A 15,777-nucleotide genomic window follows, 5' to 3' on the forward strand; every position below is an offset into this window, starting at 1 on the left:
ATCCGTCTGCACTGGCGTACCGTCGATAAGCATCATCCGCATGCTATCGATGGTGCTGAATACCTTTATTCAAAGAGTTATGAGTATGATGAAGCATACCGTGGAAGTCATGATTTCCGAGCAGGAAGTCAAGGCGCGGGTTACCGAACTGGGCCGTCAAATCAGCGAGCACTACCGCGACAGCGGCAGCGATATGGTGTTGGTCGGCTTATTGCGCGGCTCGTTTATTTTTATGGCCGATTTGTGCCGGGCGATTGATGTTTCACACGAAGTCGATTTCATGACGGCCTCCAGCTATGGCAGCGGTATGAGCACTACCCGCGACGTGAAGATCCTCAAAGATCTGGATGAGGATATCCGCGGCAAAGATGTGCTGATTGTCGAAGATATCATCGACTCGGGCAATACGCTGAGCAGAGTGAGCGAGATCCTGCAACTGCGCTCCCCGAAGTCGCTGGCGATCTGTACCTTGCTGGACAAGCCGCAGCGCCGCGAAGTGGACGTCGACGTCGAGTGGGTCGGTTTCTCCATTCCTGATGAATTCGTGGTCGGCTATGGCATTGACTACGCGCAGCATTATCGGCATTTGCCCTACGTCGGCAGGGTTATCCCTCAGGATTAATGCCGCGAGCGCAACGCCGTGGTAAATTGACGCCCGATGCCGGGCCGGCGGGGCGTCGGCATCGGTCAGGACAGGGAGGACATCGCCCGGCGATAGCGCTGTTCCAGCGTCTCCCTGTTGGTGGCGGTCACTTCCAGATTGCGCAGCCGTCCATCCTGAATACCGTAAACCCATCCGTGGATGGTCACTTTCTGTCCGCGTTTCCAGGCCGACTGCATGATGGTGGAGTGGCCGAGATTATACACCTGCTCAACCACGTTGATTTCGCACAGGGCATTCAGGCGCTGTTCGGGAGGCAATTCTCCCAGCAGCGAACTATGCTTGTACCACAGATCGCGGATGTGCAGCAGCCAGTTGTTGATCAGGCCCAGTTCGGGGTTTTCCACCGCCGCCTGGACGCCGCCGCAGCCGTAATGGCCGCAAATAATGATATGTTCGACCTCCAGCACCTCGACGGCGTATTGCACCACGGAAAGGCAATTCAGGTCGGTATGAATCACCAGATTGGCAACGTTGCGGTGCACAAACAGTTCGCCCGGTTCGAGGCTGGTGAGGCTCTCCGCCGGCACGCGGCTGTCGGAGCAGCCGATCCATAAAAAACGGGGGCGTTGCGCCTGCGCCAGTCGTTCAAAATAACCCGGATCCTCTTCCACCATCGTTTCTGACCAGCGTTGGTTATTGGCGATAAGCGTTTCGATTTCTTTCATGAAAGTAAATGACCTGTAACAAACAAGGGGCGGTGAGAGGTAATATAGGACAACAATCGTCGTTTGAAAAACGATAGTTCAAGAATTGAAACTGTAGAACTTACTGATAATAGGGCAACGCATTTTTTATGACATATGCACTGGAACTGGCGCAGCTGACCAAGACCTACCCGGGCGGGGTCAAGGCGCTGCGTGGCATCGATCTGCGCGTTGAAGCGGGCGATTTCTACGCGCTGCTGGGGCCGAACGGCGCCGGGAAGTCCACCACCATCGGCATCATCAGCTCACTGGTCAATAAAACCGCCGGAAAGGTTCAGGTATTCGGTTACGATCTCGATCGCGACGTGGTCAACGCCAAGCGTCAACTGGGGCTGGTGCCGCAGGAATTCAATTTTAATCCGTTTGAAACCGTGCTGCAGATTGTGGTCAATCAGGCGGGGTATTACGGCGTCAAACGTCAGGACGCCCTGCAGCGGGCGGAAAAATATCTGCGGCTGCTGGATTTATGGGGGAAACGCAACGAAAGGGCGCGCATGTTATCCGGTGGGATGAAGCGTCGTCTGATGATTGCCCGCGCGTTGATGCATGAGCCTAAATTACTGATCCTTGATGAACCCACCGCCGGGGTGGATATCGAACTGCGCCGCTCCATGTGGGGATTTCTGAAAGAACTCAACGCGCAGGGCACGACCATTATTCTGACCACCCACTATCTGGAAGAGGCGGAAATGCTCTGTCGCAACATCGGCATTATCCAGCATGGCCAACTGGTTGAAAATACCTCCATGAAGCACCTGCTTTCCAAGCTCAAATCGGAAAACTTTATTTTCGATCTGGCGGCGAAGAGTCCGTTGCCTAAGCTTGAGGGATATCAGTATCGTCTGGTGGATACCTCAACCCTGGAAGTGCAGGTTATGCGCGAGCAGGGGCTGAACGGGGTGTTCAGCCAGTTGAGCGCGCAGGGCGTTCAGGTATTGAGCATGCGCAATAAAGCCAACCGGCTGGAAGAGCTGTTTGTTACCCTGGTGAACGGCAATGGAGGGAAAGCATGATGCGGCTATATTGGGTGGCGTTGCAGAGTATCTGGTATAAAGAGGTGCATCGTTTCGGCCGCATCTGGATCCAGACGCTGGTCCCCCCCGTCATCACCATGACGCTCTATTTTATTATCTTCGGCAATCTGATCGGTTCCCGCATCGGGGAGATGCACGGGTTTGATTACATGCAGTTTATCGTTCCCGGACTGATTATGATGTCGGTGATCACCAATGCCTACGCCAACGTGGCCTCTTCCTTCTTCAGCGCCAAGTTTCAGCGCAATATCGAAGAGCTGTTGGTGGCGCCGGTGCCTACGCACGTGGTGATCGCGGGTTATGTCGGCGGCGGCGTGGCGCGCGGCATTTGCGTCGGCGTGCTGGTGACGGCGGTATCGCTGTTTTTCGTGCCGCTGCATATCCACGCCTGGTGGGTGATTGTCTTGACGCTGGCGCTGACGGCGGTACTGTTCTCGCTGGCGGGGCTGCTGAACGCGGTGTTCGCCAAAAGCTTCGACGATATCAGCCTGATCCCGACGTTTGTGCTGACGCCGTTGACTTATCTCGGCGGGGTATTCTATTCGCTGACGCTGCTGCCGCCGTTCTGGCAGGCGGTATCGAAGCTGAATCCGGTGGTTTATATGATCAGCGGTTTTCGCTACGGTTTTCTGGGGATTCAGGACGTGCCGCTGGCCTTTACCATGGCGGTGCTGGTCGCCTTTATCGCGGTGTTTTACCTGCTGGCATGGTGGCTGATTGAACGCGGGCGCGGACTGCGCAGCTGAGCCGCGGATGCAAAACAAAGGCGGTGTCGCCACCGCCTTGCAATATCACGCCACCTGTACCGGTATCGCCTTGGCCTGGCGCTGTAGCTGGTTGTCGCCGGAGAAGTAAGCCACCCTGGGGTGATGTTGCCGCGCCTGCTCGTCGGACATCTGCACATAAGAACAGATGATCAGCTTGTCGCCGACGCAGGCGCAGCGCGCGGCGGCGCCGTTTACCGAAATAATCCGCGAACCGCGTTCTCCGGCAATGGCATAGGTTGAGAACCGCTGGCCGTTATCCACGTTGTAGATATCGATAGCTTCGTATTCCAGTATGCCCGCCGCATCCATAAAATCCTGATCGATGGCGCAAGAGCCTTCGTAGTGCAAATCAGCCTGGGTGACCTTTACCCGATGCAGTTTGCCTTGCAGCATATTACGTATCATTGTTCATTACCTCGACTTATCCCCTTCATCTTTCAAGCTGCATCTGTGTTGGCTTCTTTCTCTCACCCCAGTCACTTACTGGCGTAAGCTCCTGGGGATTCATTCAGTCGCCGCCTTGATGCAACTCGAAATCTATTGGGTTTATACGGTCAAATCGACCTGCTGGTTATCAATTAATCGCGCTTTACCCAGCCAGGCGGCCATTAAAACCACCGCGCGGGTGCTGGCTGGCGTCAGTGGCTGCAGTGTATCCGCATCGCGGATAAACAGCTCGTCAGGGGTAAAGCCAGCCTGTTGCAGCGCCGTTTCCGCCTGGGCGAGCAACGTATCTATCCGGCGATCGCCGGCCGCCATTTTTTGCGCCACGGTCGCCATGATCTGATTCAACCGCGGGGCGATCCGGCGCTGCTCGGCGCTGAGGCGGCCGTTGCGCGAACTGAGGGCCAGCCCGTCTTTGGCGCGTACAATCGGCACGCCGATAATGCTGACGTCATAACCCATATCGCTCACCAGCCGGCGGATCAGCGCCAACTGCTGATAATCTTTTTCGCCAAAGCAGGCCACATCGGGCTGTACCAGGTTAAACAGTTTGCTGACGATGGTGGCGACGCCCCGAAAATGACCGGGACGGCTGGCGCCTTCCAAAATAGCGGAAAGACCGGGAACGTCGACGAAAGTCTGCTCTTCCAGCCCGTTCGGGTATATCACCTCCGGTCCGGGCGCGAAAACCAGATCGACGCCGCGGCGGGTCAGCTTCTCGCAGTCTTCCTGCAACGTGCGCGGGTAGCTGGCCAAATCATCCGGCCGTTCAAACTGCATCGGGTTGACAAAAATACTCACCACCACCATGTCCGCGCGCTCTCTGGCCTCATCGACCAGTTTCATATGCCCGTCGTGCAGGTTGCCCATGGTGGGCACCAGGGCAATGCGTTTCCCCTCCTGGCGCCAGCGGCGGATTTCACGGCGCAGCAGCAGAGGGGTTTCAATAATCAGCACTCCTATTACTCCTTACATGCTTCACAAACGCGGCCGATCTTAATGGAAAGAATGTTCTTCGGCCGGATAAATACCCTGTTCGACTTCCTGGACGTAAAGACGCGCCGCGGCGCGAATATCGCCGCTCTGCGCCAGGAAGTTCCTGGCAAACTTCGGCGTTTTTTCACCGGTGATGCCAAACGCATCATGCATCACCAGAATTTGCCCGTCGGTGACGTTGCCCGCGCCGATGCCGATAACCGGAATGGCGAGCGCGTCGGTGATGCGCTTCGCCAGCGCCACCGGCACACACTCCAGCACCAGCAGCTGCGCGCCGGCCTGTTCTATGGCGCGCGCATCGTCAAGCAGTTGGTTGGCGGCGGCCTCGTCCCGGCCCTGGATCTTATAACCGCCGAAGATATTGACGGACTGCGGCGTCAGGCCTAAATGCCCGCAAACGGGCACGGCGCGTTCGGTCAGCATCCGTACGGTGGGGGCCAGCCAGCTTCCGCCTTCCAGCTTCACCATATTGGCGCCGGCGCGCATCAGCTCCGCCGCCTGGCCGCACGCCTGTTCCGGCGTGGCGTAGCTCATAAACGGCATATCGGAGAGCAGCAGAGCCTGGGGCGCGCCGCGGCGCACGCAGCGGGTATGGTAAACAATATCATCGATGGTGACGGGCAGGGTGGAGTCATGTCCTTGCAATGTCATACCCAGCGAGTCGCCCACCAGCATTATCCGGATACCCTGTTCAAAGAATAAACGGGCGAAGCTGGCGTCGTAAGCGGTAATTGAAGCAAACTTCCGCCGCTCTTGTTTCCATTGGCGCAGGTGGGATAGGGTCGTTGGTTTCATTGCGGCCTTCCTAAGTCAATAGGGTAAAGATTAAAAAAAGTATTCTAATGGATGCCGTCAGGGAGTGATAGCGATCGCGCCTTCACTTTGACACATGCGCTATCGGGAATCGGGCGTTTCATCCCAGAGAATCAATCCATTGCGATTCACGCTAAGCAGGCGATTAGAGAGGGGCTCGCCGTCAGGGAAAATCAGTTCCGGGGCGATCTCGGCCAGCGGATACAACATAAATTCGCGGTTTTTCATATCGTAGTGGGGAACGGTCAGCCGCGGCGTGGCGATAACCTCGTCGCCGAACAGCAGAATATCCACATCCAGCGTGCGCGGCCCCCAACGCTGCGCTTTGCGTACCCGCCCCTGTTCCCGTTCGATAGCCTGGGTATGATCCAGCAGTCGCTCGGCGCTCAGATCGGTCGTCAGTTCCGCCACGGCGTTCAGATAGTCGGGTTGATCCTGCGGGCCTAACGGACGGCTGCGGTAGAAAGAGGAACAGCGCGCCAGCCGGGTCTGCGGCAGGTTATCCAGCTCGCTCAGGGCCGCGTGAATCTGTTGCAGCGGCTGCGCCAGATTACTGCCCAGGGCCAGATAGACGCGCGTCATCAAGCTTTTTCCCGCGCGGCGGCCGGTTTGCGCGGACGCCGCGGGCGGGAGCGGCGGTGCGGCGTCGGGCCGTCGTCCAGCGAGCCCAGCATTGCCTGCTGACGCGGCGGCGGCGCCACCTGAAACTCTCCCCACCACTGGGCCAGGCGTAATAACTCCTGATGGTTTTCGATCTCGGCGCGCAGGCAAAGCAGGTCGTAGGCGGCGCGGAATTTGGGATGTTCCATCAATTTATAGGCGCGTTTGCCCTGACGGCGCGACAGGCGCAACTGCAGCAGCCAGATGTCGCGCACTAACGAAGTAATACGTTTGGGGATCGCCAGCGAGCGGCATTGCTCGTCCAGGATGTCATTCATCGCCAGTGCGAAGGCATCGAAATAGGCCAGGCCGCTTTCCTGCGTCAGCTTTTGCGCGTGCTCAATCAGCGGATACCACAACATGGCGGAGAACAGAAACGCCGGATTAACCCGCATATCATTTTGCAGACGCCGATCGGTGTTTTGCAGTACCTGCGCCACCATCCGCTCCAGCGTACTGTCGCCGGTTTCGGTAAAGTGATTGCTGATTAACGGGAAAAGCGGCTGGAATAACTGATATTCGCACAGCATTTTATAGGTCGCGTAGCCGTAACCGGTCTGCAGCAGCTTCAGCGATTCCTCAAACATCCGGGCCGCCGGGATATCATGCAGCAGGGCGGCCAGGCGGGGAATCGGTTCGGCGGTTTCAGGGCTGATGGTCATATCCAGCTTGGCGGCGAAGCGCACGGCGCGCAGCATCCGTACCGGGTCTTCACGGTAACGGGTTTCCGGATCGCCGATCATGCGAATAACGCCCTGGCGCAGATCGTTCAGGCCGTCGGTATAGTCCCGTACGGTGAAATCGGCGATGCTGTAATACAGGCTATTGATGGAGAAATCGCGCCGCTGGGCGTCTTCTTCAATGGAGCCGAAAATATTGTCGCGCAGCAGCATGCCGCTCTGGGCCTGCTGGGCGGAGTTCTTGATTTCCTGCTGTTCCTGATGCTGCTCATGGTGACCGCGGAACGTGGCGACCTCGATCACTTCCGGCCCGAACATAACGTGGGCCAGCCGGAAACGGCGCCCCACCAGACGGCAGTTGCGGAAGAGCTTGCGCACCTGCTCCGGCGTGGCGCTGGTGGTGATATCAAAATCCTTGGGCCTTTTGCCCAGCAGCAGGTCGCGTACGCCGCCGCCGACCAGATAAGCCTCATAGCCCGCTTTGTTCAGGCGATAAAGTACTTTCAGCGCATTCTCGCTGATCTCTCTGCGTGAAATATTATGCTGGTCGCGCGGGATAACCGTCAGATGCCGACGCGGCTCCTCGGGTTTGACCACTTCGTTCTCACGATTCAGTACCTTACGGCAAAAATTAGCGACTCGGGTAAAGATAATACACCTCGATAGTGATGATAAATAAAGGCCCAACAAAAAATTTCCGGGAGAAATTTTTAACGTCGCTCCCAGCGACGGCCCGTAAGGGGGCGGGCAGGGATAGCCCCGCCATAAAAAATTTCCGGGAGAAATTTTTAACGTCGCTCCCAGCGACGGCCATAAAAAAATAGCGGCTAATCATAGCTCACCGGGCCCGATTTGAGAATGCTGATGTGAATTCAGGCCGGTTTTTGCCGTTTGCAGCGGGATGCGGGAGAGCGTCCAATGGGCGACGGACCACGCAAGCAGCGCCGGGAGCGTCAGATCTTGCCAGCTTTCCGGCACTTGCTGATGCAGAAACCGCAAGGCGGCTATCAATACCGGGCGCGGGTCGCCGTTTGGCAGCGCCGGGGCATGGTTTTGTTTGGAGAGTTTGTCCCCGTTGGCATTCAGTACCAGCGGCAGATGGATATAGGAAGGCTGGTGATAACCCAGTTGGCGGTATAGCGAGATCTGCCGCACGGTAGGCGCTATCAGATCGGCCCCGCGGACGATCTCCGTGACGCCCTGCGCGTGGTCGTCGACCACCACGGCCAGATTATAGGCGAACAGCCCGTCGCGACGATGAATAATAAAGTCTTCGCCCGCGAATGCCGGATCGGCGAAAACGTCTCCGCGCAGCCCGTCGTAAAAGTGGCATACCGGTGCGGTTTGTCGCAGGCGTATCGCGGCATTTTCCGCGGGTAAGCCGCGCTCCCGGCAGCGGCCGTCATAATGTCCGCCTGACTGCTGGATCCGGCTGCGGGTACAGGTGCAGTGGTAGCTTAATCCCCGTTGCGCCAGCCAGTGGAGCGCCTCTTGATAAAGCGCGTGGCGCTGCGACTGATAGACGACTTCGCCGTCCCAATACAGGCCGTAATGTTCTAACTGGGAGAGAATGCGGGCGGCCGCGCCGGGGATTTCACGGGGAGGATCGAGATCTTCAATACGAACCAGCCAGCGCCCGTGCTGAGCGCGAGCCTGAAGATAACTGCCGAGAGCGGCAATCAATGAACCAAAATGCAGGTCGCCGGACGGAGAAGGGGCAAAACGACCGATGTAGTGATCTATTTGGGACATAAAAATAATAACGCCGTCATACCTTTTATCTTGCAGACTGCAAGGATAAAACAGCAGCGAACGCTCCGTTTCGAGCGCTCAGACGGGTTCCCGCGAAACCTGGCCCAGGGGGCGAACATCGTACCCGCGGGGCCAGGTTTTAGGATGAACGATTATCCTGCCATCTGCTTTTCGCGTATTTCTGCCAGCGTTTTGCAGTCAATACACAAATCAGCCGTCGGACGGGCTTCCAAACGACGGATGCCAATTTCCACGCCGCAGGATTCGCAATAACCGAAGTCTTCATCTTCGATTTTTTGCAACGTTTTGGCGATCTTCTTGATCAGCTTCCGTTCGCGATCGCGGTTGCGCAGTTCGAGGCTGAACTCTTCTTCCTGAGCTGCACGATCCACCGGATCGGGAAAATTGGCTGCTTCATCTCGCATATGCGATACAGTACGATCCACTTCATCCCTGAGTTGGTTGCGCCATGCTTCAAGAATACGCTTGAAATGAGCCAGCTGGGCGTCGTTCATATACTCTTCGCCCGGCTTCTCCTGGTACGGCTCTACTCCGGCAATTGCGAGAATGCTCAGAGAAGATGTCTTACGGTTTTGCCCTTCTTGCATGTTGCTTCTCCTACATAACACGACACGCACTATACCCTTCTTATTTGAAGTCGCAGTCTGGCTGCAACGCCAATTACCTTGGGTATATCGATCCCCTAAGGGGGAAAAACAGGCCGCTATAAATAGCAGATGAAGATTGGGTTGGCAATGGTTCCTGACACCGGCCTGATAAAGTGTGAGGAACCGCGTATTATCATCGGATGATAAACAAGGTGTTAGCGTGTTGTGCCTGGGCACTTTATTTACCATTTATACCCGTCATAAATAACGGCAATTGATGCGTAAGCTTGATGCTGTCAGGGGTTAATATGGAGCCATAACATAGAATTTCAACCCCCTGCCGTTGTGCGGCCATCAATAATTCGGCGTAACGCGGGTCGATATGCCGGGCGGGAGAGATCTGTTTGATCCCCGAGTGAAGTACGGCGAAAAACAGCACCGCCCGCTCGCCGTTGGCGACCACCTGTTGCAGTTCGCGCAGGTGCTTTTGCCCCCTGAGGGTTACCGCATCGGGAAAATAACCACATCCATGTTGCAACAATGTGACGGATTTCACCTCAATATAGCAGTTAATCCTGTCCGGCGCCTGTAATAGCAGATCGATACGGCTGTTTTCCGCGCCGTACTTCACTTCGCTTTTGCAAGAGGTATAACCCGCCAACGCCTCTACCCGATCTTCCAGCAGGGCCTCGTGCAATAACGTATTGGCGCGCAGCGTGTTTACGCAAATCCAGTCGTTCTGCTGCGTCTCGGTCAGTTCCCAGCTGTGCGGGTATTTGCGTTTGGGGTTATCGGAGGTGGAGTACCAGACGGTATCGCCGGGGGTGGCGCAACCCGTCATGGCGCCGGTATTGGCGCAATGAAGAGTGAGTAATTCTCCCTCCGGGGTCACCACATCGGCAAGAAAACGTTTGTAGCGTTTAATTAATCGGGCCGGCCGTAAGCGGGGCGAGTATTGCATCCGTATCCTATTTTTGTTGGGTCAGCGGCCAGCTTGCCAGCGTCTGATAGCGGGTTTTGCCATTTTCAAACAGTGATTGATAGAGTGAAAAATGGCGCACGGGTAGCGACCAGCTGAAATCTGCGGGCGGCAGGGCAACGGCTTTGGTGGTGCCGCGCAGCAGGGTGATATGGGGGTGAAAAGGCTGCGCGCTCTGGTAGCAGCCGTTACGGGCCGCCTGCGAGCGCAATAAATCAGCCAGCTGCAATAACCCGCGCGGCGCCTGCCGGCACCCCATCCACACCACGCCGGAACCTATCCATTGGCCCGCGTCGTTCAGCGTCACCGTGAATTCCGTCTGGCGGATGCGTCCCGCCAGCGCGCGCAGAACCTGCTCTTTGGGTTCGCTGACTTCACCAAGAAAGGCCAGCGTCAGATGGAGACTGGCGGCGGCGACCGGACGACCGGCCTCCGGCGCGAAGCGTGCGGCGCGCCAGCGGATAATCTCCTGCCGGGTATCTTCCGGTAGCGATAAGGCAAAAAACAGGCGGCGGGTAGGGTGCATGTCGATCTCTTAAGTTCTGATTCCATCCGATGCTACAATGCCTGCCGCTGAAAGTTAACCGTTATGGAGATTTCTGTGATTTTACCGCCCGTCAGTGCCGTGCTTGATGAAGTGATAAGCGCGCTGCACGCCTCGCCTCAGGTTTTATTGCATGCGCCGACCGGGGCGGGGAAATCGACCTGGCTGCCGTTGCAACTGCTCCGTCAGGGCAATCTGGACGGCAAGATAATCATGCTGGAGCCGCGGCGGCTGGCGGCGAAGAGCGTTGCCTGGCGTTTGGCGCAGCAACTGGGCGAGGAGCCGGGGCAGACGGTGGGCTATCGGATGCGCGCGGAAAGCCGCGTCAGCGCCGCAACCCGCCTGGAAGTGGTCACCGAAGGGATGTTGACGCGACGGCTGCAACAGGATGCCGAGCTGAACGGCGTGGCGCTGGTGATTCTGGATGAGTTTCACGAGCGCAGCCTGCAGGCCGATCTGGCGCTGGCGCTGCTGCTGGATGTGCAGCAGGGGCTGCGCGACGATTTAAAGCTGCTGATTATGTCCGCCACGCTGGATAACGCCCGACTGGCGGCGCTGCTTCCCGAGGCCGGCGTCGTGGTCTCTGAAGGGCGCAGTTATCCGGTGGAACGCCACTATTATCCGTTAAATAGTCACGAACGGCTGGAAGAGGGCGTGGCCCGTCAGGTCAGACGGCTACTGACCGAACAACAGGGATCGCTGCTGCTGTTTTTACCCGGCGTGGCGGAAATCAAACGGGTGCAGGCCTTGCTGGCGGGCAGCGTGACGGACGACGTGGATCTGTGCCCTTTATACGGCGCGCTGACCCTGGAGGAGCAGCAGAAAGCGATTCTGCCGGCGCCAAACGGGCGCCGCAAGGTGGTGCTGTCGACCAATATCGCCGAAACCAGTCTGACCATTGAAGGGATCCGGCTGGTGGTGGATTGCGGACTGGAACGGGTCGCGCGCTTTGACGTCAAAAGCGGTTTAACCAGATTGATCACCCAGCGCATCAGCCAGGCATCGATGGTACAGCGCGCCGGACGCGCCGGCAGGCTGAGCGCCGGCATCTGCTGGCACCTGTGTTCCCGTGAACAGGCGGAACGCGCCGCCGCGCAAAGCGATGCCGAGATACTTAACGGCGATCTCGGCAGCCTGTGGCTGGATCTGCTGCAATGGGGATGCCGCGCCGCCGACCAGTTGGTCTGGCTGGATGCGCCGCCGCCGCCCGCGCTGCAGTCGGCGCGTCGGCTGTTGCGTCAACTGGGGATCGCCGACCGGCATGACCGGCTGACGCCCGCCGGGCGCAAAATGGCCTCGCTGGGGTGCGATCCGCGGCTGGCGGCGATGCTGACGGCCGCGGAGCAGCAGGGCCACGATGCGCTGGCGACGGCGGGCTGTTTGGCGGCGATGCTGGAAGAGCCGCCGCGCGGCGGTTCGCTCAATCTGCTCGACTGGCTGCATCGTCCTCAGCCGCACTGGCTGCGGCGCTCGCGACAGCTTACGCGCCGTTTGTCGGCGGCGCCGGGCCGTATCGATGCGGGATGGGCCGCCTGGCTGCTGGCGCAGGGCTTCGCCGATCGCATCGCCCGGCGGCGCGCTCAGGACGGCCGCTATCAGCTGGCGAACGGCAGCGGGGCGATGATGTCGCCGGACGAGGCGTTGTCCGGCACGGAGTGGTTGCTGGTTCCCACTTTATTGCACAACGGCCATAATGCGGATGCGCGCATCCTGCTGGCGCTGCCGCTGGATATCGAGAGCCTGGAACAACAGCTGCCCGGGCTGGTCGGCGAACATAACCTGGTGCAGTGGGACGAAGAAAAAGGTACGCTGCGCGCCAGCAAACGCCATCAGATAGGTTGTCTGACGCTGCGGCAGCGGCCGTTAAGCAAGCCCTCTGACGAGGAGCTGCAGCAGGCCTTGCTGGCCTGGCTGCGCGAGCAGGGACTGTCCGGCCTGAATTGGGATGCGGCGGCGTTGCAGCTGCGCGCCCGGCTGCGGTGCGCCCGCCAGTGGCTGCCGGAGGTGAACTGGCCGCCGGTGGATGACGATACTCTGCTGGCGACGCTGGAGCGGTGGCTGCTGCCGTCCCTGTCGGGCGTGCGGGATCTGCGGGCACTGCGGCAGATTAACCTCGGCGAGGCGTTAACGCGTTTGCTGGACTGGCCTCTGCGCCAGCGGTTGGACAGCGCGCTGCCCACCCATTACACCGCGCCGGGCGGCAGCCGGCTGCCCATCGCCTATTATGAGGATAAGCCGCCGGTGCTGGCGGTGCGGATGCAGGAAATGTTTGGCGAGCGGCAAAGCCCGCTGCTGGCGGAAGGACGCGTCGCGCTGGTGCTGGAACTGTTATCGCCGGCGCAGCGGCCGTTGCAGATTACGCGCGATCTGGCCGCATTCTGGCAGGGGGCGTACCCGGAGGTGCAAAAAGAGATGAAAGGTCGCTATCCCAAGCACGTCTGGCCGGACGATCCGGCGAATGCGCTCCCGACCCGGCGCACCCGAAAATATCAGAATCACTAATTTCAGACGTTTCCGCTTCCTTGCAGACGGCGGTGGAAACAGAGTAGGCGGCTTGAGCGAACAGCGGGCGGCCGTTAATAACCAGACGGAGAAGCAACAGTAATGTCTCGGGATGACCGCGAACCTATCGGACGCAAAGGAAAAGCGTCGGGACGGAAACCTGCGCGCAAGCAGGCAGTTCGGCGCCGCAGGGATGACGACTATGATGATGATTATGAAGACGATTACGACGATTATCAGGACGACTATGACGACGATGGCTATGATGACGAGGGCGGGATGACGCGCAAATCGCGGAATAAACGGCGTTGGCTGGGGCTCTGCGTCAAGCTGTTTCTGGTGATTGCCGTATTGCTGGCGATCTATGGCGTTTATCTGGACAGCCAGATCCGCAGCCGCATTGAAGGAAAAGTGTGGCAACTCCCGGCCGCGGTGTACGGCCGCATGGTCAATCTTGAGCCGGGGATGGCCTATAACCGCAAAGAGATGGTCGGCCTGCTGGAAGGGATGCAGTATCGCCAGGTGACCCGCATCACCCGCCCCGGCGAATTCAGCGTACGCGGCAACAGCATTGAAATACTGCGGCGCCCGTTTGATTTTCCCGATGGTAAAGAGGGGCAGATTCGCGCCCGCCTGACGTTCAATAACGATCGTCTGGCGCAGATCCAGAATCTGGATAACCAGCGTAATTTCGGCTTCTTTCGTCTCGATCCGAAGCTGATCACCATGATGCAGTCGCCCAACGGAGAGCAGCGCCTGTTTGTGCCGCGTACCGGCTTCCCCGATCTGCTGGTGGATACGCTGATCGCCACGGAAGATCGTCATTTCTATGAGCATGACGGCATCAGCCTGTACTCGATCGGCCGCGCCTTCCTGGCCAATATCACCGCCGGTCGGGCGGTGCAGGGCGGCAGCACGCTGACGCAACAGCTGGTGAAAAACCTGTTCCTCACCAATGAGCGTTCCCTGTGGCGTAAAGCCAACGAAGCCTATATGGCGCTGATCATGGATTATCGCTATAGCAAGGATCGCATTCTGGAGCTGTATCTCAACGAAGTGTACCTCGGTCAGAGCGGCAGCGATCAGATCCGCGGCTTTCCGCTGGCCAGCCTTTACTATTTCGGCCGTCCGGTGAATGAGCTGAGTCTCGATCAGCAGGCGCTGCTGGTGGGGATGGTGAAAGGCGCGTCGCTGTATAACCCGTGGCGTAATCCTAAAATCACCCTGGAACGCCGTAATCTGGTGTTGCGCCTGCTGCAGAACCAGCAGGTTATCGACGCCGAACTGTACGACATGCTGAGCGCCCGTCCGCTGGGCGTGCAGCCGAGAGGGGGCGTTATCAGTCCTCAACCGGCGTTTATGCAGCTGGTGCGTCAGGAGTTGCAACAGCGGCTGGGGGATAAAGTCAGCGATCTCTCCGGCGTGAAGGTGTTCACCACTCTCGATCCGGTCTCGCAGGACGCCGCGGAAAAAGCGGTGGAGGAGGGGATTCCGGCGCTAAGGGCCGCGCGCGGCGTTAACGATCTGGAAGCCGCCATGGTGATCGTCGATCGCTTCAGCGGCGAGATCCGGGCGATGGTCGGGGGAGCGCAGACGCAATACGCCGGGTTTAACCGCGCCCTGCAGGCGCGTCGTCCCGTCGGGTCGCTGGCCAAACCGCCTACCTACCTGACGGCGCTGAGCCAGCCGGATACCTATCGCTTGAATACCTGGCTGTCGGATGAACCGCTGTCGCTCAAGCAGCCCAACGGCCAGCTGTGGCAGCCGAAAAACTACGATCGCCAGTTCCGCGGCCGCGTGATGCTGGTTGACGCGCTGACGAACTCGCTCAACGTGCCGACGGTGAATCTGGGAATGGCCGTGGGACTGGATCAGGTTACCGCCACGCTGAAACGGCTGGGGGTTCCTGAAAACGTGATCTCGCCGATGCCTTCGATGCTGCTGGGGGCGATCAGCCTGACGCCGATGGAAGTGGCGCAGGAGTACCAGACCATCGCCGGCGGCGGCAATCGCGCGCCGTTGTCGTCCCTGCGTTCGGTGATTGCCGAAGACGGCACGGTATTGTTCCAGAGCTTCCCGCAGGCTGAGCGCGCGGTTCCCGCCCAGGCGGCCTACCTGACGCTTTACGGCATGCAGCAGGTGGTGGCGCGCGGCACTTCACGTTCGCTGGCGGTCAAGTTCCCGAACTATCATCTGGCCGCGAAGACCGGCACCACCAACGACCTGCGCGATAGCTGGTTCGCCGGGGTGGACGGCAAGGAAGTGGCGATAAGCTGGGTCGGGCGTGACAACAACGGGCCGGCGAAGCTGACCGGCGCGAACGGCGCCTTGACCATTTATCGCCGCTATCTGGAAAACCAGACGCCGCTGCCGCTGACGCTGACGCCGCCGGAAGGCATAACCACCATGACGGTGGATGCCGGCGGCAATTTTGTCTGCAACGGCAGCAGCGCCGGGCGCGTTTTACCGGTATGGACGGATAATCCGCAGGCGTTGTGTCAGGCCAGCCAGCCGCAGCCGGCGCAGCAAAACGGCGAGGGCGTGGCGGACTGGATCAAGGAAATGTTCGGTCAATGATTTTTCTTCCTCTCCCCCGGTTCGCCGGGGGTTTTTTTTCCGCTTGTCGGTGA

The 15,777-nt window shown here is 58.8% G+C and carries 15 protein-coding genes; 5 read left to right on the forward strand and 10 right to left on the reverse strand.

Annotation, left to right across the window (positions count from 1 at the left end; translation table 11 throughout):
* Positions 1-79 precede the first annotated feature (79 nt).
* The gene (gene hpt, locus DDT56_RS19650) at positions 80-622 is read left to right on the forward strand and encodes a hypoxanthine phosphoribosyltransferase (RefSeq protein ID WP_210417052.1); all 543 of its coding nucleotides are present in this window, start codon (positions 80-82) and stop codon (positions 620-622) included.
* Positions 623-687: 65 nt separating this feature from the next.
* On the opposite strand, the gene can is transcribed toward hpt, so the two are convergent.
* Positions 688-1,329, reverse strand: a complete 642-nt coding sequence (gene can, locus DDT56_RS19655) for a carbonate dehydratase (protein WP_136168094.1) — start codon at positions 1,327-1,329, stop codon at positions 688-690.
* A 128-nt stretch (positions 1,330-1,457) separates the two neighbouring features.
* Between can and DDT56_RS19660 the strand changes: the two genes are divergently transcribed.
* The gene (locus DDT56_RS19660) at positions 1,458-2,381 is read left to right on the forward strand and encodes an ABC transporter ATP-binding protein (protein ID WP_136168095.1); all 924 of its coding nucleotides are present in this window, start codon (positions 1,458-1,460) and stop codon (positions 2,379-2,381) included.
* On the forward strand, positions 2,378-3,148 hold the full coding sequence (locus DDT56_RS19665) for an ABC transporter permease (protein WP_136168096.1): 771 nt from the start codon (positions 2,378-2,380) through the stop codon (positions 3,146-3,148). The genes DDT56_RS19660 and DDT56_RS19665 overlap by 4 nt, the downstream gene beginning before the upstream one ends.
* Positions 3,149-3,193: 45 nt before the next feature.
* On the opposite strand, the gene panD is transcribed toward DDT56_RS19665, so the two are convergent.
* The 9 genes from panD to thpR form a co-directional block, all read right to left on the reverse strand.
* On the reverse strand, positions 3,194-3,574 hold the full coding sequence (gene panD, locus DDT56_RS19670; protein ID WP_136168097.1) for an aspartate 1-decarboxylase: 381 nt from the start codon (positions 3,572-3,574) through the stop codon (positions 3,194-3,196).
* A 141-nt stretch (positions 3,575-3,715) separates the two neighbouring features.
* Positions 3,716-4,570 carry a pantoate--beta-alanine ligase gene (gene panC, locus DDT56_RS19675; protein ID WP_136168098.1) on the reverse strand — a complete coding sequence of 285 codons (855 nt, stop codon included), beginning with the start codon at positions 4,568-4,570 and terminating at the stop codon, positions 3,716-3,718.
* A gap of 39 nt (positions 4,571-4,609) precedes the next feature.
* On the reverse strand, positions 4,610-5,404 hold the full coding sequence (panB, locus tag DDT56_RS19680) for a 3-methyl-2-oxobutanoate hydroxymethyltransferase (RefSeq protein WP_136168099.1): 795 nt from the start codon (positions 5,402-5,404) through the stop codon (positions 4,610-4,612).
* A 99-nt stretch (positions 5,405-5,503) separates the two neighbouring features.
* A complete protein-coding gene (folK, locus tag DDT56_RS19685) occupies positions 5,504-6,004 on the reverse strand; it encodes a 2-amino-4-hydroxy-6-hydroxymethyldihydropteridine diphosphokinase (protein ID WP_136168100.1) in 501 nt (166 codons plus the stop codon).
* A complete protein-coding gene (gene pcnB / locus DDT56_RS19690) occupies positions 6,004-7,413 on the reverse strand; it encodes a polynucleotide adenylyltransferase PcnB (RefSeq protein WP_210417053.1) in 1,410 nt (469 codons plus the stop codon). The genes folK and pcnB overlap by 1 nt, the downstream gene beginning before the upstream one ends.
* 180 nt (positions 7,414-7,593) lie before the next feature.
* The gene (gene gluQRS, locus DDT56_RS19695; protein ID WP_136168101.1) at positions 7,594-8,514 is read right to left on the reverse strand and encodes a tRNA glutamyl-Q(34) synthetase GluQRS; all 921 of its coding nucleotides are present in this window, start codon (positions 8,512-8,514) and stop codon (positions 7,594-7,596) included.
* 152 nt (positions 8,515-8,666) lie between these two features.
* The gene (gene dksA / locus DDT56_RS19700) at positions 8,667-9,122 is read right to left on the reverse strand and encodes an RNA polymerase-binding protein DksA (RefSeq protein WP_136168102.1); all 456 of its coding nucleotides are present in this window, start codon (positions 9,120-9,122) and stop codon (positions 8,667-8,669) included.
* Positions 9,123-9,360: 238 nt separating this feature from the next.
* The gene (gene sfsA / locus DDT56_RS19705) at positions 9,361-10,083 is read right to left on the reverse strand and encodes a DNA/RNA nuclease SfsA (protein WP_136168103.1); all 723 of its coding nucleotides are present in this window, start codon (positions 10,081-10,083) and stop codon (positions 9,361-9,363) included.
* A gap of 7 nt (positions 10,084-10,090) precedes the next feature.
* Positions 10,091-10,627 carry an RNA 2',3'-cyclic phosphodiesterase gene (thpR, locus tag DDT56_RS19710; protein ID WP_136168104.1) on the reverse strand — a complete coding sequence of 179 codons (537 nt, stop codon included), beginning with the start codon at positions 10,625-10,627 and terminating at the stop codon, positions 10,091-10,093.
* 75 nt (positions 10,628-10,702) lie between these two features.
* On the opposite strand from thpR, the gene hrpB reads away from it, so the two are divergent.
* Together hrpB and mrcB are read left to right on the forward strand one after the other, a co-directional pair.
* On the forward strand, positions 10,703-13,147 hold the full coding sequence (gene hrpB, locus DDT56_RS19715; protein WP_136168105.1) for an ATP-dependent helicase HrpB: 2,445 nt from the start codon (positions 10,703-10,705) through the stop codon (positions 13,145-13,147).
* Between the two features lie 102 nt (positions 13,148-13,249).
* Entirely contained in the window at positions 13,250-15,724 is a 2,475-nt protein-coding gene (gene mrcB, locus DDT56_RS19720; RefSeq protein WP_136168106.1) for a bifunctional glycosyl transferase/transpeptidase, read from the forward strand.
* Positions 15,725-15,777: the final 53 nt, after the last annotated feature.

The organism is Brenneria corticis, assembly GCF_003115855.1.
Classification (GTDB): domain Bacteria; phylum Pseudomonadota; class Gammaproteobacteria; order Enterobacterales; family Enterobacteriaceae; genus Brenneria; species Brenneria corticis.